Annotated in this window: 14 protein-coding genes; 10 read left to right on the forward strand and 4 right to left on the reverse strand. The window is 49.9% G+C overall.

All coding sequences use genetic code 11. The features are described from left to right. Positions 1-53 precede the first annotated feature (53 nt). From fadH to C558_RS0102485, 6 genes are all read left to right on the forward strand, one after another. On the forward strand, positions 54-827 hold the full coding sequence (fadH, locus tag C558_RS0102460) for a 2,4-dienoyl-CoA reductase (RefSeq protein ID WP_018754633.1): 774 nt from the start codon (positions 54-56) through the stop codon (positions 825-827). 400 nt (positions 828-1227) lie between these two features. Next, on the forward strand, positions 1228-2094 hold the full coding sequence (locus C558_RS0102465) for a cation diffusion facilitator family transporter (protein WP_018754634.1): 867 nt from the start codon (positions 1228-1230) through the stop codon (positions 2092-2094). A 157-nt stretch (positions 2095-2251) separates the two neighbouring features. Next, entirely contained in the window at positions 2252-3673 is a 1422-nt protein-coding gene (locus C558_RS0102470) for an ABC transporter substrate-binding protein (protein WP_156825980.1), read from the forward strand. Positions 3674-3736: 63 nt separating this feature from the next. Beyond that, positions 3737-5161 (forward strand): ABC transporter substrate-binding protein, encoded by a 1425-nt coding sequence (locus tag C558_RS0102475; protein WP_018754636.1) that lies wholly within the window; start codon positions 3737-3739, stop codon positions 5159-5161. A gap of 186 nt (positions 5162-5347) precedes the next feature. After that, positions 5348-6844 carry a glycerol kinase GlpK gene (glpK, locus tag C558_RS0102480; protein ID WP_018754637.1) on the forward strand — a complete coding sequence of 499 codons (1497 nt, stop codon included), beginning with the start codon at positions 5348-5350 and terminating at the stop codon, positions 6842-6844. Positions 6845-6879: 35 nt separating this feature from the next. Next, positions 6880-8556: a glycerol-3-phosphate dehydrogenase/oxidase gene (locus tag C558_RS0102485; protein ID WP_018754638.1), complete on the forward strand. Its 1677-nt coding sequence runs from the start codon at positions 6880-6882 to the stop codon at positions 8554-8556. A gap of 366 nt (positions 8557-8922) precedes the next feature. On the opposite strand, the gene C558_RS0102490 is transcribed toward C558_RS0102485, so the two are convergent. Then, a complete protein-coding gene (locus C558_RS0102490) occupies positions 8923-11400 on the reverse strand; it encodes an Ig-like domain-containing protein (protein ID WP_018754639.1) in 2478 nt (825 codons plus the stop codon). A gap of 179 nt (positions 11401-11579) precedes the next feature. On the opposite strand from C558_RS0102490, the gene C558_RS0102495 reads away from it, so the two are divergent. Both C558_RS0102495 and C558_RS0102500 read left to right on the forward strand, forming a co-directional pair. Continuing rightward, a complete protein-coding gene (locus C558_RS0102495; RefSeq protein WP_018754640.1) occupies positions 11580-13244 on the forward strand; it encodes a glutamine--tRNA ligase/YqeY domain fusion protein in 1665 nt (554 codons plus the stop codon). 65 nt (positions 13245-13309) lie between these two features. Further along, positions 13310-14266, forward strand: a complete 957-nt coding sequence (locus C558_RS0102500; RefSeq protein ID WP_018754641.1) for an alpha/beta fold hydrolase — start codon at positions 13310-13312, stop codon at positions 14264-14266. 96 nt (positions 14267-14362) lie between these two features. On the opposite strand, the gene C558_RS0102505 is transcribed toward C558_RS0102500, so the two are convergent. Both C558_RS0102505 and C558_RS30215 read right to left on the reverse strand, forming a co-directional pair. Next, positions 14363-15505 carry a glycerate kinase gene (locus C558_RS0102505; RefSeq protein WP_018754642.1) on the reverse strand — a complete coding sequence of 381 codons (1143 nt, stop codon included), beginning with the start codon at positions 15503-15505 and terminating at the stop codon, positions 14363-14365. Between the two features lie 64 nt (positions 15506-15569). Continuing rightward, the gene (locus tag C558_RS30215; protein WP_018754643.1) at positions 15570-16499 is read right to left on the reverse strand and encodes a carbohydrate deacetylase; all 930 of its coding nucleotides are present in this window, start codon (positions 16497-16499) and stop codon (positions 15570-15572) included. A 210-nt stretch (positions 16500-16709) separates the two neighbouring features. Between C558_RS30215 and C558_RS0102515 the strand changes: the two genes are divergently transcribed. Further along, positions 16710-17900 (forward strand): amino acid deaminase/aldolase, encoded by a 1191-nt coding sequence (locus tag C558_RS0102515; protein ID WP_018754644.1) that lies wholly within the window; start codon positions 16710-16712, stop codon positions 17898-17900. After that, positions 17888-19255, forward strand: coding sequence for a D-arabinono-1,4-lactone oxidase (locus C558_RS0102520; RefSeq protein ID WP_018754645.1), 1368 nt, complete (start codon positions 17888-17890; stop codon positions 19253-19255). The genes C558_RS0102515 and C558_RS0102520 overlap by 13 nt, the downstream gene beginning before the upstream one ends. Positions 19256-19294: 39 nt before the next feature. On the opposite strand, the gene ytxJ is transcribed toward C558_RS0102520, so the two are convergent. Next, positions 19295-19633, reverse strand: coding sequence for a bacillithiol system redox-active protein YtxJ (ytxJ, locus tag C558_RS0102525; RefSeq protein ID WP_018754646.1), 339 nt, complete (start codon positions 19631-19633; stop codon positions 19295-19297). Positions 19634-19740: the final 107 nt, after the last annotated feature.

Here is a 19740-nt window from a genome sequence, read left to right on the forward strand (position 1 = left end):
GGACGTTTCGGCAGCCTTTTTCTTGAAGTTATTTCGTTCAAGGGGGCGGTGGAATGAACGGGAAGGTCGTGATCGTCACAGGCGGGTCGAGCGGTATGGGCAAAGCGATGGCTGCTCGATTCGTACAATTAGGGGCTTCGGTTGTAATTACAGGACGTACGCCGGAGAAGCTAGAAATTGCGCAGCGCGAAATAGCGATGTTCAGCGATGGGCAGGGGTGCGTTCATCCGGTAACGATGGATGTCAGGAAGCCTGAAGACGCGGTGCGGATGGTGCAGGAGACGCTGCAAGTTTATGGTCAGATCGATGCATTAGTGAATAATGCAGCAGGCAACTTTCTCTGTCCCGCAGAATTGCTTAGCGTCAATGGCTGGAATGCCGTCATTCAGATTGTGCTGAACGGCACCTTCTATTGCAGCCAGGCGGTTGGTAAGCACTGGATTGCAACTGGAACCGCAGGATCTATCTTGAATATGGTAGCGACTTATGCTTGGGATGCCGGACCAGGCGTCATTCATTCCGCCTGCGCGAAGGCAGGCGTGCTCGCTATGACCCGGACGCTCGCCGTGGAATGGGGCCGGGCCTATGGCATCCGCGTGAATGCAATCGCACCCGGCATGATCGAGCGCACAGGCGGCGCAGAGCGTCTGGTCTCGAGCGTGGAGGCTGGGGAACAGCTCAAGCATCGCATCCCGGTGGGGCGCTTCGGCACGCCAGAGGAAATCGCGGGCCTCGCAGCGTTCTTGCTCTCTCCCGATGGCGCCTATGTGAACGGCGCGTGCTACACGATGGACGGCGGGGCGTCATTGCAGCAGACGTTCATTTGATCGGTTTCTTCTTACTCCTCCTGCTCCCTCTCTAAATATGACCTACGCCTTCTTGGGGTGGGGGAGCTCGACTGCATATTGCAATTACGGAGGGCAGGGGGTATCCGATGCAGAGCGAGAGCGTCCGCCTTTGAATACTGGGAAACATCTACTATAGTCCAATCAAAGTTTCCCGGTATTCAACAGCGGCGAAATCGGATACCCCCGTACCGGAGTGTTCATGCAATATGTTTTCGGCGATTTCCCCCACCCCACAAAGGCTCGTCATATTTCCCTCAACCAACTTCTTTGACCCCGTCAACGTTAATAGTCACAACCCAACACTGTTTCTCTAGACCCACACGGGTTTCATCCGTTACGATAGTTCTATCGGAATTGATGAAGACGTGGAGGGTTACCCGTGACAGAAGCATATCGAGATTTACAACAAGGAGAGCGCGGGGCTTGGACGAGTATCATTGCTTATCTGGGTCTCGCCGCGGTAAAGCTGATTATTGGATGGTTATTCTATTCGGAGGCGCTGCTAGCGGATGGATTAAATAATAGTACCGATATTGTCGCATCGATTGCGTTATTAATCGGATTACGGATTTCCCGCAAGCCGCCGGATGAGGATCATCCCTACGGGCACTTCCGTGCGGAGACGCTCTCCGCATTAGTTGCCTCTTTTATCATGATGGCTGTAGGTCTTCAGGTGCTGTATCAAGGGATTACCAAGTTGGCAACAGGAAGCAGTCAGATGCCGAATATGCTTACCGCATGGACAGCGCTAGGGTGTGCGGCTGTGATGTATGTGGTATACCGCTCGAATCTTCGACTTGCGAACAAAGTAAACAGCGAAGCTTTGAAGGCAGCAGCGCAAGACAATCGGTCGGATGCCTTGGTCGGCATTGGTGCATTCGTCGGGATCGTCGGCACGAACCTTGGCTTGCCATGGCTGGATGTGGTAGCGGCAATTGTGGTCGGATTGATTATCTGCAAGACCGCGTGGTCGATTTTCCGCGGCACGGCGCATTCCTTGACAGACGGTTTCGACGAACAGGAGCTGGAGCAGCTCAAAGAGACGATCATCACCACACCGGGTGTGGAGCAGCTCAAAGATATCCGTGCTCGTCTACTAGGCAACCAAGTGCTCGTCGATGCTACGGTGCAGGTAGATAATGATCTGAATGTGACAGAGAGCCACGAGATTACGGAACGAATCGAACGGCAAATGCTAGAGAAGCATAATATCCAGCATGTGCATATTCATATTGAGCCGATTTGATAGAAGCAGTCCTTCATGGGACTGCTTTTTTCTATGCCGTTTTTTAAGAATCTTTAAGAAAAACTAATCTAATCTTTAGGAAATGTAAGGCAAATTTACCTATTATTCGTATATAATTAGGATAATCTTGTCAGTTCATAGAGAAGAAAGGAAGTTAATGATGCGCAAAACGTATAGTTTGCTGCTAGTCAGTCTTCTGACGATGGCCCTATTATTGGCGGCATGCTCTGGGGAGAAGGCTGCACTTGAACCGTTAGATGCAGAGCAGAATGTGAAGTTGAAGGTTATTTTCTGGGAAGAGGATTATTTCTATCAGGAATACGGCAATTATTTTACGATGAAATATCCGAATGTTGAATTTGAAGTCATCTCCCAGAATCAATTGCAGAAAGAAGTATCTGAATCAGGCGAGGACTATCAAGAAGCGATGAATAAGTTCATTGAGAAGAATCAGCCGGATATTTTGATGCTGCAACCGGACCAGTATGAGAAATTCTCAAGCGAAGGCAAGTTGTATGAGCTGGACACGATTATCAAGCAAGAGAAGTTCGATACGGAGAATATCATTCCGGCCGTGATGCAGATGCTCAAAGATAAGGGCGGCGGCAAAATCTACGGTTTAGCTCCAACCTTTGGCGCACAAGTTATCTTTTACAACGTAGATCTTTTCCAGAAGAATGGGGTAGAACTGCCGAAGAATCAGATGACATGGGAAGAGCTCTTTCAATTGGCGCAGCGGTTCCCGACCAGCGGGGCGGAAAAAGACCGCATTTATGGCTTGGGCATGGAATATGGCGGGTTCTCCAGCCTGCTTATGAATGTGGGATCAACAGAGAACTTACGATGGGTTGATAAATCAGGGAAGAAGATTCAGTTAGAATCGGAGAGTTGGAAGAAGGCCTTCAACCTGGTGACGCAAGGCATGAAGTCCGGGGCGATCTACCGCGAGAAACCGCAAGATAATCAAGCGCAGACGATGGAGAGCTACTATGCTCGGAATCCGTTCACGATGGGAAAAGCGGCGATGACGATGGGCGGTTCTTGGTATACTAATCAGCTTCGCCAAGCGAAAGATCAAATAAAGGATTACAAGCCTTTTGAGTGGGGAGTTGTGACAGCGCCTGTCAGCCCTTCAGATCCGAATGTGACGGATAACATGTATCTAAGTGAGATCATGGCAGTTAATGCGAAGTCGACGAACACGCGCGCTGCCTGGGAATTTGTAAAATTCATTAATGGTCCAGATATGGCCCGCATGCAATCAAGACAGATGAGCGGTAACCTGCCGACGCGCAAGGATTTCATCAAAGATAAAGAGAATCATGATCTCTCAGCCTTCTACATGCTTACGCCGAAATTTACATCCTATAATTCGAAAGAGTATCAGGTGCCAAGCAATTTCTATATGATGCAAAATCAAGTCCTAGAGACGCAGTCCAATCTATTCCTTGATAATAAGCAGTCGGCAGAGCAGACCCTGGCAAATATCCAGAAGCAGCTGCAGGATGGACTAGATAAAGGTTGGCAAGAGGACGAGGCGAAGAAGAAAAAAGAGAAAGAGAAGGAAGCTAAAAAGTAAAGAGCCATACACGTACATACTTAAACGGTTAATTTGTCAGTCAATAGAGAAGAAGGGAAGTTAATGATGCGTAAAAAGTTTAGCTTGCTGCTGGTCAGTCTTCTAGCATTGACCCTATTATTGTCTGCTTGCTCTGAGAAGCTTGCACTTGAACCGCTGGATGCAGAGCAGAATGTGAAGTTGAAGGTATTATTCTGGGAAGAGGATTATTTTTATCGGGAATATGGTAATTACTTCACCATGAAGTATCCGAATGTTGAATTCGAGGTCATCTCGACCGCGAAGTTACAACAAGAAATGGAGAAATCGTATGAGGACTATCAAGAGGCCATGTACAAGTTCATCGAGGAGAATCAGCCGGATATATTGATGCTTCAGCCAGATCAGTATGAGAAGCTTGCGAGTGAAGGGAAATTATACGAGCTCGATACCATTATGAAGCAAGAGAAGTTCGATACGGAGAGTTTCCTGCCTTCTGTCATGCAAATGCTCAAAGATAAGGGAGGCGGCAAAACGTATGGGCTTACTGCGACCTTTGGAGCGCAAGTGCTCTATTATAATGCAGATTTGTTCCAGAAGAATGGCGTAGAACTGCCGAAGAATCAAATGACGTGGGATCAGGTGCTGCAATTAGCGCAGCGTTTCCCAACGAGTGGGTCTGATAAAGATCGAATCTATGGTCTTAAAATGCAAGGGATGGGTGGAGCATCTGATCTCGTCATGAACTTGGGCCGAACGGAGAATCTTCGCTGGGTAGACAAAGAAGGCAAGAAAGTTCAGTTCGAAGCAGAGAGCTGGCGGAAGGTCTATCAGCTTGCTACGAATGCGTTAAAATCAGGGGCGATATATCAGGAAAATAGAGATATGCCGCAGTCGGGCGATACGATGGAAAGCTATATGTCCCGTAATCCTTTTACGGTCGGGCGAGCTGCGATGACCGTCAGCAGCTCATGGTATATGAATGAAATCAGTCGCGCGAAGGACCAGATCAAGGATTTCAAACCGTTCCAATGGGGCGTCGTCACGGCACCCGTCAATCCTGCTGAGCCGAATATGACAGACAATATGTATTTAAGCGAAATTATGAGTGTGAATGCAAAATCAGCAAACACACGCGCCGCATGGGAGTTCGTAAAATTCGTTAACGGTCCAGAAATGGCACGTATGCAATCGAGGCAAATGACGGGTAATTTGCCGACACGCAAAGAGTTTATCAAAGACAAAGAGAATCATGATCTATCCGCATTCTATCTGCTTACACCGAAATTCACAACCTACAATTCTAAAGAGTATCCCATGCCGAATAGTTTCTATATGACGCAGAATACTGTTATTGATGAACAAACGAAACAGTTCTTAAATAATAAACAGTCGATGGAACAGACTATCGCCAATATCCAGAAGCAGTTGCAGGATGGCTTAGACAAAGGCTGGCAAGAGGACGAAGTGAAGAAGAAAAAAGATAAAGAGAAGGAAGCTAAGAAGTAAGTTCTCCTATATACATGTCAACCTATCTTGAAATGGATCGTTGTGCCGCAACTAAAGGGTGCCGCGGTCCTTTCGTTTTTTTCGCCAAACATTCTGTGCGAGGGTTCGATTAGAGGCTATAATAAATATGATTGTAGAAAGATCGGAAAAACTTGGCACACGGATTAAGATGAGGGGGAGTCATTCATGGAAGAAACCTATATTTTGACGCTCGATCAAGGGACGACAAGCTCTCGTGCCGTCTTGGTGAATCAAAATGGCGATGTCGTGGAGATGGCGCAGCAGGAATTTATGCAGTTTTTTCCGAAGCCGGGTTGGGTTGAACATGATGCGAGTGAAATTTGGGTCTCCGTGCTCGGAGTGATGACGACGGTGCTCGCCAAATCGAATATTAGACCAGATCAAATAGCTGGCATTGGGATTGCGAATCAGCGCGAGACGACGGTCGTCTGGGATCGGCATACCGGAAGGCCCATTTATCCTGCAGTCGTATGGCAATCGCGGCAGACGGCGGAGATCTGTGAACAACTGAAGGATGAGGGACATGAAGATCGAATTCGGGCCAAAACCGGGTTACTGATCGATCCGTATTTCTCCGGAACTAAAGTGAAATGGATACTCGACCATGTCGAAGGAGCGCGGGAGCGTGCGGAGCAAGGGGATCTATGCTTCGGAACGATTGATACATGGCTCATTTGGAAGTTGACGGGCGGAAGTGTGCATGTGACGGATTATTCGAATGCTTCACGGACACTAATGTACAACATCCATGAATTACGTTGGGACGATGAACTATTGCGGATCTTGGATGTACCAAGAGCCATACTGCCGGAGGTACGGTCCTCATCTGAAGTCTATGGGGTAACAGCAGGCGGTCTATTATTCGATCATGGAATTCCCATCGCAGGCGCTGCCGGCGATCAACAGGCCGCTCTATTCGGTCAGGCTTGTTACGAAGTGGGCATGGCGAAGAATACGTACGGTACCGGATGCTTCATGCTGATGAATACGGGTGAGCAGGCGATTGCCTCGGCGAAAGGACTGTTGACGACGATCGCTTGGGGGATCGATGGACGTGTGGAATATGCGCTGGAGGGCAGCGTCTTCGTCGCGGGATCTGCATTACAATGGCTGCGTGACGGACTTCGTATGATCAAGTCTGCGAAGGATTCCGAGATGTATGCAGGGCGTGTCGATTCGACCGAGGGCGTGTACGTTGTTCCAGCCTTCGTTGGGCTGGGTACGCCATACTGGGACAGTGATACACGCGGCGCAGTATTCGGATTGACGCGTGGAACGTCGAAAGAGCACTTCATTCGTGCGACCCTCGAATCGCTTGCCTATCAGACGAAGGACGTCTTAATGGCGATGGAGGAGGATTCGGGGATTACGCTGAAATCGTTGCGTGTAGACGGTGGTGCGGTGCAGAACCATTTCTTGATGCAGTTCCAGAGTGATATGCTCGGCGTTCCCGTTGAGCGGTGTGCGAACCCGGAGACGACAGCCCTTGGTGCAGCATACTTGGCGGGGCTTGCCGTTGGATTCTGGCGGGATCGCAGTGAAATCGCGGGACAGTGGAAGAAGGAGCATGTCTTCATGCCTGCGATGGAGCGGGAAGTGCAGGAGCGGCTATATACCGGGTGGACCCGTGCGGTTCAAGCGGCGATGATATTCAAAAATTAGCAGTATGTGATGACAATGAAAAGGTGGTGGGCCGAATGGGAAAATCGTTGTCTAGTGATCAGCGCGAAAGACTGCTTAAAGAGATGGCTCAGCAAACCTTCGATGTACTCGTCATCGGCGGTGGTATTACGGGTGCAGGGATTGCGCTCGATGCTGCATCACGCGGTCTGAAGACGGCGCTAATTGAGATGCAGGATTTTGCTGCGGGTACGTCCAGTCGGTCAACGAAATTGGTCCATGGCGGACTTCGATATTTGAAGCAGCTTGAAGTCAAGGTTGTTGCTGAGGTGGGGCAAGAGCGAGCCATTGTCTATGAGAATGGTCCCCATGTAACAACGCCGGAGTGGATGCTCCTGCCGCTCTATGCAGGTGGCACGTTCGGGAAATGGTCTACTTCGCTAGGTCTTCGATTCTATGATTATCTAGCTGGTGTGAAGCGGCATGAGCGGCGGCGGATGCTGACACGGGAAGAAGCGCTAGAGAAGGAACCACTCCTGAAGCCGGAGGGACTTCGGGGCGGCGGAATCTATGTGGAGTATCGGACGGATGATGCACGATTAACGATGGAAGTCTTGAAGAAGGCTGTTGAGCTTGGTACCTATGCGGTGAATTATACGCAGGCAACGGCATTTCAATATGATAAGGGCCAGGTGTCCGGCGTACAGACGGTGGATAAGATAACGGATCAGAGCTTCTCGATCCAAGCTCATACGATAATTAACGCTGCCGGACCTTGGGTCGATGATCTTCGTGCCATGGATCATTCACGGATGGGATCGAAGATTTATCATACGAAAGGTGTTCATCTTGTGTTCGATCAATCGCGATTCCCACTTCGCCAGGCGATTTATTTTGATACACCAGATGGTCGGATGGTCTTCGCTATTCCGAGAGCGGGTAAGACGTATATTGGCACAACGGACACGGAATACAACGGGGACATGACCAAACCGCGGATGACGGTACAGGATCGCGATTATTTGCTCGCAGCAGCGAACGGCATGTTTCCCTCGCTAGAACTTACCGTGGAAGATGTCGAGTCCAGTTGGGCAGGGCTTCGGCCGCTCATACACCAAGAAGGGAAGAGTCCGTCGGAAATATCGCGCAAGGATGAAGTATTTCATTCCCCTTCTGGCCTGATCTCCATTGCTGGGGGCAAATTAACGGGATATCGCCATATGGCTGAGAATGTCGTAAATGCTGTGGTGGAGCGACGGATCGAATCAGGACTCGATACGGCAGAACGTCCATGTAAGACGAAGCAGCTGCCGATATCCGGCGGGGAATTCGGAGGTTCGAAGCAGTGGGAAGCCTTTGTGCGTGATCGGGCGCACCAGGGGAGAGCTTTTGGTCTGACGCTGGAGGAGGCCGAACGATTAACACGTCGCTATGGTGCGAATGTAGATGTTATATTCGATCTGGTGCCTGCTTGCCAGAAGGAGCTTCGGCGCTATAACGATATGCCGCTTGGTCTTCTTGCAGAGCTATCCTATGCGATCCAGTATGAGATGGCTGTGACGCCAGCTGATTTCTTCATACGCCGTACAGGAGCGATGTTGTTCGATGTGGAGTCGGTACGGAAATGGCGAGAACCCGTTATCCGTTACATGGCCATTCAATTGAATTGGTCCTTTGAAGAGCGGGAGAGATATAGCTTGGAGCTCAAGCATCTGCTGCAGGAAGCGGTGTCTGCTGCGAGTCGAGATGAATAGAGAACAGCCGCCCAGTGCGCTGCAGATTGCAGTGTGCTGGGCGGCTGTTTTTTGTATTAGGTGCTCAGTTACGGCCGAGATCATCCTCCACCTTTCGCATCGCTGGCACCCCCCATCACACTTTCTATCCTGTATATTTGCACGAACTTTGGCTGGAATGGCCGCCGGTGGTGATCTATGATGGATTTCTGCATGAATTTTACTCGAATATGCAGCTGAAACCCCTAATTTTCCGCTATATCATGCAGTAAATCTGTAGGTATCGCGAAATGTCGGCGCTATGCTGGACGAAATCCATCGTAGCAACGATCCAGCTGTCAAAAGAACGAAAAAAAGGCGAGGGCTTCATTGCCCTCGCCTGCGTTATTATTGAACAACTAAGTAAACTTTCGTATTCTTGCCGCCGTAGGTTACCGTGAGGGTGGTCTTGCCTTTACCGTTCACAGTGATGATGCCATCGATGATGTCTGCCACCTTAATGTTGGAAGATTTCCAAAGACCTGCTGCAGATACATCAAGGCTCGAGCCGTCTGCATAGTAGGCAGTCGCTTTGACGTTAGAGGACTTATCGGATACTTTCAAAGACAGGTTAACAACATCCGTCTTCAAATACTTCAACTGGTCGACTTCGACATCAAGCGAAAGGCTCTTGGTGCCGTACTTTGCCGTTACTTTGGCTTTACCGTAACCAACCGGGGTTACTTTGCCATCCACTACGTCGACGACACGGTAATTGCTTGTCTTCCACTCGGCTTCTTTCGTGACATCTTTCTTGGTCTTGCCGTCTGAGAACGTTACTATCAGTGTTACATCAACCGACGCTGGCGCATTTGGATCATCGCTCTTGCTCTTCATAGACAAGAACTTCTTCGATAATTCGATCTTCTGAACCACTTCTACCTCAACCGGGATTGAAACCGATTTACCGCCGTATTTTGCAGTAATCGTTGCTTTACCGGAAGAGAGAGCTGTAATCGTGCCGTTCGAAACAGTGGCGATTTTCTCGCTGCTGGAGCTCCATTCTGCTTTATCTGGGAGCACTATACTATCTTTACCAGAAGGATCCCACGAAGTTAGTTTAACTTCAGCCGTCTCGTCGATCATCATGTAGATCAATTTTTTATTTGCTTCGAGCTTATCAGACTTCGCAACGTCTACTTTCACGGATGTCGACTTCGTGCCGTACTTCACAGTAATTGTAGCTGATCCCTTGTCCAAAGCCGTAATGGTTGCTTTGCCTGTTACGGCATCATAGGCTACCTCTGCAACCTTCTCATCGCTGGAGGACCATACGGCTGCTTTATCTTTTAACTCCGTACCCGTGTTGCTGTTCCCCTTTAAGGCTATGACCATTAACTGTTTTGTGCCTTTCGGATCCAGGGAAAAGGATTTGATCTCTTCCTGATTCGTTATTTCCTCAACGATTTTCAGTTTACGCGGAACGTCAATGTTAACGGTAAAGGAAATCGATTTGCCGCTATATGTCGCGGTGATCTTGGATTCACCTTGTCCATATGACGTAATTTTCGCGGATCCGCCATCCATACTAACGATCGCGATATTTTCATTGCTGGAAGTCCAAGTTGCTTTGGTTGTAAGGTCACCTGTCGTACCGTCCGCGAAGACGGATTGAAGTTTAACATTGATTGAACTATTCTTATCCATCGCAATTGAATCATCGATAACGACATTGTTAGACAGAACCTCCAATCGACGAGGAACTTCAACATCGACTGTTAGTGAAGCTTCTTTATCGCCATATTTGGCTTTAATCGTCGCTGTACCTGTCTTTAGAGCTGTCAATTTGCCTTTGTAAGCGTAGACGATGCTCTCATCGCTGGATGACCATGTCGCTTTGTCTGTTACAGGTACACTTGTTGGAGCAGCGCCTGCTGCTTGTGCGTATGTAGCTTTAAGTGTAACATCGTAGACGTCATTTACTTTCAGGAACAAGTTCTGAACACTAAGTTCAAGCTTGCTCGTCTTATCGACATCGACTTGAATTTGAGTTGTCTTTGAACCATATTTCGCAGTGATTACAGCTTTACCTGGTGTATAGGCATTCAAAATACCATTGATAACGTCAGCGACCTTCTCATTGCTTGACGTCCACTCCGCTTTGGTGGCAACATCGATGGGCGTTCCGCCATCGGGATATGTCGCGTTCAATACGATAGCTTTCTTCTCGTTAACAAGCATATTCACTTCAGGGGTTAAGGTATCTAATCGTTGGACAAGCTCTACGGTAACATCGATCGTTACAGACTGGTTACCGAATTTCGCAGTCACTGTTGTCGTGCCTGAGTCATGACCCGTAATCTTACCATTCGCTACCGTTGCAACTTTATTATTCGCACTGGTCCATTCGGCAGTATTAGCCGCATTAGGATTTGTGGCTCCGCCTTCATAATAGGCTGTTAATTGTAATGTAATCTCGCCATTCGTGCGCAAATCGACTTTTTGTTGATTGACGGAAAGTGTTGTGACTTTTTTGGTAACCTCTACCGTCAAGGAGGATGTCTGTGTTGTGGCACCTGCTCCGAACTTACCCTCGATAACCACGGTACCTTCCTTAACCGCTTTAATAACACCATTGGTAATCGTTGCAATCGTGTTATCGCCACTGCTCCAGGTCGTCGCGAGCGTTACGTCTTTGGAGTTGCCATCAGAATAGACGGCAGTTGATTTTATGGCTTTCGAGCTTCCTGTCTCAAGTGATAATTTCGTATCAGACAATACTAAATTTACTAACGTCGGATCTGCAGCTGCCGCCGCTACCGGCTGTGCCCAACTCACCATCCCGAGCATCAAAATCATACATAGCAATACTTTAAGCTGTTTCAATCGTCTGTCCTCCTATATCCGAGTTTTATACTTTTATATCGGCTGTAAAACGCGAAAATTTGATAGAAATCGTCAGTTTGTGTAATTTTAACATTTTGCGTCAGAGTTGAACTCTTGGGCCGTAATGGGTATATTTATTTAATATATGTAGGAATGGAATAGATGAAGGGATGGTCAGGATGGAGAACGAAAACAAGCCAACAACATCAAATTTTATCAAAAATATAGTGAGTGATGATCTACAGAGCGGACGTGTCCAAGAGATCATTACCCGTTTTCCTCCGGAACCGAACGGTTATTTGCACATTGGACATGCCAAGTCGATCTGTCTGAACTTTGAATTGGCGGATGAGTATAAAGGAAAAACCAATTTGCGTTTTGATGACACGAACCCGGTGAAAGAGGATACAGAGTACGTAGAAGCCATCAAGGAAGATGTGAAATGGCTTGGGTTCGAGTGGGATGGATTATTCTTCGCGTCGGATTATTTCGATGAAATGTACAACCGTGCGGTATTGCTCATTAAAAAGGGGAAAGCTTTTGTCTGCGATCTAACGCCTGAGCAAATGCGCGAATATCGCGGTTCTCTAACAGAACCGGGCAAAGACAGCCCTTATCGTACACGTTCCGTGGAAGAGAACTTGGATTTGTTCACGCGTATGCGTAATGGCGAGTTCGCGAACGGTGAGAAAGTATTGCGCGCCAAAATCGATATGAGCTCCCCGAACATCAACCTGCGGGATCCGATCATTTACCGCATTTCGCATACCGAACATCACAACACAGGCGACAAATGGTGCATCTATCCGATGTATGCCTATGCGCATCCACTGGAAGACGCAATTGAAGGCGTAACGCATTCCATCTGTACTTTGGAATTCGAAGATCAACGTCCATTGTACGATTGGGTCGTAGCAGAGTGTGAAATGGAACATGTTCCGCATCAATATGAGTTCGCACGCTTGAACTTAACGAATACGATTATGAGTAAACGTTATTTGAAGCAATTGGTGGATGAAGGCCATGTGGTAGGCTGGGACGACCCTCGGATGCCGACGATTTCCGGTCTACGCCGTCGTGGTTATACACCAGAGTCGATCCGTGAATTCTGCCGCAGCATCGGTGTGGCGAGAAGCAACGGGGAAGTGGATTCCAGACAACTGGACTTCTTCATTCGTGAAGATCTGAAGCTGAAGGCTCCGCGCACAATGGCTGTCGTTAGACCGCTGAAGGTCGTTATTACGAACTACCCTGAAGGCCAAGTCGAAATGCTGGAAGCGGAAAATAACGTGGAGAATCCGGAAATGGGCAATCGTCAAATTCCGTTCTCACGTGAAATTTATATTGAACAAGATGATTTTATGGAGGTTCCTCCAGCGAAATATCATCGTCTGTATCCAGGGAATGAGGTTCGCTTGAAGCACGCGTATTTCATTACTTGCAACGAAGTGGTGAAGGATGCAGAGGGAAATGTGATTGAGCTGCATTGTACGTACGATCCAGAGACGAAGAGCGGCAGTGGATTTACAGGGCGTAAAGTGAAAGGGACGATCCATTGGGTTGAAGCAACACAAGCCCGTCCAGCAGAATTCCGCCTTTATGAGCCGTTAATTCTACCGGAAGAAGAGCGTACCGGCGAGACGTTCATTGAAAATTTGAACCCGAATTCGGTCGAAACGGTTCAAGGATTCGTTGAAGCGAATATGTCGGAAGCAAAAGGGCAAGATAAATTCCAGTTCTTCCGTCATGGATACTTCAATGTGGATCCGAAGGATTCGACAGCTGACAAAATCGTGTTTAACTTGATTGTGTCGCTCAAGAGTTCTTTTGATGTGAAGAAGTAAATAAGATAGTTAGGGTAAAAGCCAACTTTTTAGTTACCTCTTATAGCTGAAGGAAGATGATGGTTATGATGGGCATACGAATTGTTATGGCGGCTGCGATTGCAGCTGCCCTTTTGTTCATGGGAGCAGGGAATTACTTCTATAACTTCGCCATTCGTCGCAGTAAGAAGGAATTCATGGAGAAAAACACGGATTTAGCCGATCTGCCGGGCAAACCGTGGGAGGATCGGTCCTCGTGGATGGAGGCTCAGCCGTATGAGACGCTGCGAATGACATCGAAAGATGGAATCCAGCTGACAGGCTACTATTTGGCGGCCCCTTCACCAACTAACAATCTCGTGATTCTGGTCCATGGCTACACGGGTAAAGGTAAGGATATGGCATGCTTCGCGGAGCTCTATCGGGAGCAGTTCGGCTATCATGTATTCATGCCGGATCTGAGGGGGCACGGTGAGAGCGGAGGTAATTATATCGGATTCGGCTGGCATGATCGGTGCGATGTGCTGCGATGGATCGATATGATGCTGGAACGGCATGGTCCACAGGTTAAGATCGTGCTGCACGGGGTCTCCATGGGAGGTGGAACCGTGCTCATGACGAGCGGTGAGTCCTTGCCGGATCAGGTGAAATGCATCGTATCGGACTGCGCATACAGCTCGGTCAAGGATATTCTGTCCTATCAACTGAAGCAGATGTTCAAGCTGCCTGCGTTTCCGTTGATTCATGTGACAAGTCTGATCTGTAAGTTCAGGGCCAATTATTTCTTCGGTGAGGCCTCGGCGATTGAACAAGTGAAGAAGACGAAGAAACCAGTCTTGTTCATACATGGGGGCAAAGATGATTTCGTGCCTACCTTCATGATGTATCCACTCTATGCTGCATGCAGCAGCGAGAAACGGATGTTTCTCGTCCCCGATGCCGGACATGGAAATGCATATTGGACGGATGTCGATGGATACAAAGAACAGGTGCAAGAATTTGTACGGAAGTACGTTCAGATTCAGGGTCCGATGAACGTTTAGCTTCGTGCGGGGCTTTAAACCGCCGACGAAAAAATAGAACCGTTACCAAACTTCTCTGGGGGGTTTGGTGACGGTTCTATTTGTTATGACATGGGGTCATGAAAGACGCTGCCCGCATTGCAGTACCCTTGCGATGTGCTGCGCAGTCCGTTCCAGATTGGAGGAGGCCTGTAGACAGGCTTCCTCCAAGGTGCAGACTCCGGGGACGAGAGAGAACAGCATATCCATCCCAAGTAGCTGCAGTGATTCAGAGCCAGGGCCCAAAGAACCGCCAATCGCAATAACAGGAACGCCGTGCGAATGCGCGATGCGGGCGACGCCGCTTAATGTTTTGCCGTGCAGGGTCTGTTCGTCTATCCTACCCTCACCGGTAATGACAAGGTCTGCATCTTGGATATGGCTAGGTAGTCCTACGGCGTCGATAACCATATCGACGCCGCGCTGCAGCTTGCCTCCGAGGAATGCAAGCACGCCTGCGCCAAGTCCGCCTGCTGCTCCGGCTCCGGGCTTGTCTGCTACATCGCAGTGAAGATCTTCACGTATTCGCCACGCAAGATGGGTCAGGGCCATATCGAGCTGTTGTACCATCGCGGGCGTAGCGCCCTTCTGCGGTCCGAAGACAGCGGATGCGCCTTGCTCTCCGATTAGTGGATGATCGACATCGCAAGCGGCAATGAATTCCGTGTGTGCAAGCCGAGGATCGACATCGTGAAGAAGAATGTGGTCCAGCTCTGCAAGGCTGGCGCCACCAGGCGCAATCTCGGTGCCGTCATGCCGGACGAAACGAAAGCCCAGTGCCTGAGCCATCCCGACACCGCCATCATTGGTGGCACTGCCGCCAAGGCCGATGAGGATCCTCCGTGCTCCGGCATCAAGCGCGGTACGGATAAGCTCGCCCGTGCCGCGTGTTGAGGTGAGGAGCGGGTTCCGTTCTGCAGGAGAGACCCGTGCAAGGCCAGATGCGGCTGCCATTTCAATAATGGCTGTGTTGCCATCGCCGAGCAGGCCAAAATGTGCTTCAATAGGGCGTCCGAGCGGATCGCTCACTCGGGCTGGAATCAGCTGCCCGCCAAGGGCATCCACGAGTGTCTCCATCGTCCCCTCGCCGCCATCCGCTAAGGGGACCTGCACAATTGTGGCTTCTCGGAACACCGCTTGGAAACCGCGAGCTATCGCGACTGCTGCGGCTTTGGCCGACAAGCTTTCTTTATATGAATCAGGAGCTATAACGATTTTCACTGGGACCTCTCCCCTTACTCATCAATCGAATGTACGCTCAGTATAGAAGATTCTGAGGCAGGCATCAATAGAAGCCCCGGGTACGCCATTTTTTTGCTTTGACACGTGCTTCTACACGTTGCTTTTTCCTGCGAACTAGGCGGGAACGGGGGCGGGAAGAGCGGCGTTTGGGCTGTGCTAACAAGTTGGATAAGGTGCTGTTCTGTTCGGGGAGCGGTTCGGGTTCTGGCGGCATATGGAAGGTCGGCGGATCGGGTAATTGTCCATAATGAATGAGATGCAGTCCGTAAGCACGGATGACGGTTCCGATTTCCCGGTGGGTGAGGTGAGTGAGCTCTGCTTCCCGTTCCCCAATCATTGTGCTGTGCCGTTTCAATTCTTCATCGACATATCCAGGATGGCACATGATCTCGGTGGTTCCGTCTTGGATCCATTGTATATGACGAATGAGGCGCACGACGCTATCCGGTTCATTGTATTTGTCACGAATGAGCGTATCTGTTGTTCTTACTGGGACCGGGGGTGTTACCCAATCTTGTGATAGATCGCAACGGACGGGAACGAGCTCCCGGAAGGCTAGTCTCGCAACAGCATGATAGACATGGAGCAACTCCAAGTGGATGTGCATATGCGAATCAATATGTGTCGGATAGATGCCTTTTCGCCGCATAAGCTCCCACTGGGCATGAAGTTCGCGTTCCACATCTTCTTCACGCCATTCATGACTTTGGTTATGAAAGGAGCCGTGTGTATTCACGAGCGATGGTACTAGAGATGGCGGCGTGATGGGCTTCCCATCCGATAGATTGAAATGGAGACCTACACCGAGTCGGGGGTTCCGCTTGGCCTGAGCAACCGCGTCCTTTAATCCCGGTTTGTTCACAATGAGGGATGCGCTTGTCACTATGCCGGCCTGATGGGCTTCAATAATCCCGCGATTTACACCTCGTGAAAGTCCGAAATCGTCTGCGTTAATAATGACATATTTGGTCATGCAAAGGCCTCCCATTAGCCGACTCATTAAAGTTTGTGTTCAAATTTATTCACCAATCAGAATGTTCAGATTCTGATGTGGACAATAGCTGACTTTTTGATTTCAAATTGAAGGAAAAATACCTGTAAAATAAAGGTTTATCTCTCTGTTGTTAGAATATTTATTAATACATGAAATTGTGCATCTATCCGGGTAAAGGGGACGAAAGATTTGCGTGATTATCATTACTATAAAAAAGTGTGTGCAGGTTTACCGATGCCGTTTGCCTTCGTGGATCTAGATTTATTACAGGAAAATATGCAGCGCATCATAGACCGATCGAATGGCAAGAACATTCGCATCGCGAGCAAATCGATCCGCTCTGTGGATGTGCTAAGGCGCATTCTGGATGCGAATGCGCAGTTCCAAGGCGTGATGTGCTTCACGGTGCCCGAAGCACTCTATCTCGCGCAGCAAGGCTTTACTGACTTGCTGCTGGGTTACCCCGCGGCGGACTCGCGTTTGCTCGAGTCCGTCGCCATGCATCAGCGTGAAGGGCGCAGCATCACGCTGATGGTCGACTGCGAGGCGCATGTCGAGCAGGCGGAAGCAGCCGCCGCGAGATACGGCGTGCGGCTGCCGCTCTGTGTGGACATCGATATGTCGATCGATGTCCCGGGGCTGCACTTCGGCGTATGGCGCTCGCCCATACGCCGGGCGATTGATGCGCTCAGCCTCGTTGAGCGCATCGCAGGCTCGAAGCACGTCGTGCTCGACGGGCTCATGGGCTACGAAGCGCAAGTGGCCGGCATGGGCGACCGCGTGCCGGGCCAAGCGCTCAAGAACGCGATCGTGCGGCAGCTGAAACGCCGCTCGATCCGCGAAGCCGCTGCCCGGCGGGCGGAGCTGGTCTCGGCGATTCAGCGCCTCGATCTCCCGCCGCTGCGGTTCGTCAATGCAGGCGGCACGGGCAGCCTGCATACGAGCAGCGCAGAGCCAGCCGTTACCGAAGTGACGGCTGGCTCCGGGTTCTATTCTCCCGGTCTGTTCGACCACTACCGGGACTTCAGCCTGCACCCCGCGGCGGGGTACGCTATCGAGATCGTGCGCCAGCCGCGCGGAGATCTCTATACTTGCTTAGGCGGCGGGTATACCGCTTCAGGCGCCGCGGGCCGTGATAAGCTGCCGCGTCCGTATTTGCCGCAAGGAGCGAAGCTCCTCGCGATGGAAGGCGCCGGCGAAGTCCAGACGCCGATCCGTTATAACGGACCGGAGGAGCTGGAGCTCGGCGACCCGATCTTCATGCGTCACAGCAAAGCAGGCGAACTCTGTGAACGCTTCACACAGCTTTACTATATATCGAACGGCAGTATTGTTGGAGAAGCCACGACATATCGGGGGGACGGGCAATGTTTTCTGTAGATTTGAAGGCGCGTAATACAAGAGTGTGGCGCAACTGGTCGGGACTCGTGCGAAGTGTACCGCGAAGTATCGTATATCCGGCGAGCGTGGAAGAAGTGATCGCGATCGTCAAGTCTTGCGCGGCCGAAGGAAGGAAGCTGCGTGTCGTTGGATCAGGACATTCCTTTACCCGACTGGTCCAGACGGATGACGTGCTCGTCTCGCTAGATCAATTGCAAGGTGTCATTGCTGTGGATCAAGAACGGGGCATTGCCGAGGTCTGGGGCGGTACGAAGCTGGACCGTCTGGGCGAAGAATTGCACGCGCATGGGGTCGCGCAAGAGAATCTTGGCGATATTAATGCGCAATCCATTGCGGGGGCGATCAGCACGGGAACGCATGGTACGGGAGAGCGCCTGGGTAGTCTAGCAACCCAAGCTGTTGGACTGACGGTGGTGACGGCAGCTGGAGAGATTCTAGAATGTACGCCTGAGCAGGATGAAGATCTTTTTCGTGCGATGCAGGTATCCTTGGGGATGTTCGGCATTATCGTGAAGCTGAAACTCCAGGTTGTGCCGACCTATGTGCTGCGCTATTCGAGCAGAAAAATGTCTTTCACAGCGTGCTTGTCTCAGCTTGAACAGTTGAAGTTGGAGAATCGCCATTTCGAATTCTACTGGTTCCCGTATACCGATGTGGCCCAAGTGAAGCTGACGAACGAAACCGATGAAGTCCCTGGAACGCCGAGCAGGTGGAGCTATTGGAAAGTGATGCTGATGGAGAATGCGCTGTTCTGGGCCTTGTCGGAGTGCTGTCGCTTCATTCCACGCCTCTGCCAACCGATAAGTCGATTATCTGCTGCCGGTGTGCCAAATGTGCAGGCAGTAGGCTACAGCCACCGTATTTTCGCAACGCCAAGGCTTGTGCGGTTTTACGAAATGGAATATAGCGTACCTGCAGAACGAATGAAGGTTGTGCTGGAAGAAATTCGCGATGCTGTTGATCGTGATCAATTTGCTGTTCATTTTCCGATCGAATGCCGATATGTACGTGGAGATGACTTGTGGCTGAGTCCGGCGAATAGCCGTGATTCTGCTTATATTGCCGTACATATGTACCGAGGGATGGCGTACAAGGAATATTTTGCGAAGGTCGAGGAGATTTGCAGGCGGCATGGCGGTAGACCGCATTGGGGTAAAATGCATACGATGCAGGCGGAGCAGTTCCGCATGGTATATCCGAAGTGGGAGGCCTTCATGGACCTGCGCGAGCAGCTTGATCCAGAGGGCATGTTCTTAAATCCCTATCTGGCTGATATGATGGGGCAGCGTGATCAGGCACATGAGCTGACGACACTAGGAAGTGTGAGTAAATAAAGAGCCCCAAATCCACTAAAGGATTCGAGGCTGGGAATACTAATCAAGCACGGCTGTAATATGTTCTTTGGTAACGGACCAGTGCGAGGTTGTCCAATATTTTTCTTTGTTTTTGATGAAAATAACTTGAGGGGATTCGTGCTTCACTCCTAAATCTCCAGCGATTTGGTTGGATACCGGACGGCTCTCAATGACTTTGACAAGCGTGTAATCAACGTCTTGATTTGGCTGTCCTGTGATGTATTCGTCGAATTCCCGCAGCGCATTTGCGCTTACTGGACAGGTGGTGCTGTGCTTGATGATGAGCTGACCGCGCTCTGCGGAGCGTTGCAATACATCGTTCCATTCGCTCTCTGTCGTGATTTCTTTCCAGTTCATAGGGACACATCCTCTCAGGGTTTCAGATCATGCTAATGATTCTATCACAGGCCTACACCGATCATCAAATTCGATCTAAACATATATATCTTTGCCCGCAAATGCTA

The organism is Paenibacillus terrigena DSM 21567, from assembly GCF_000374845.1.
In the GTDB taxonomy this organism is placed as follows: Bacteria; Bacillota; Bacilli; order Paenibacillales; family Paenibacillaceae; genus Paenibacillus_K; species Paenibacillus_K terrigena.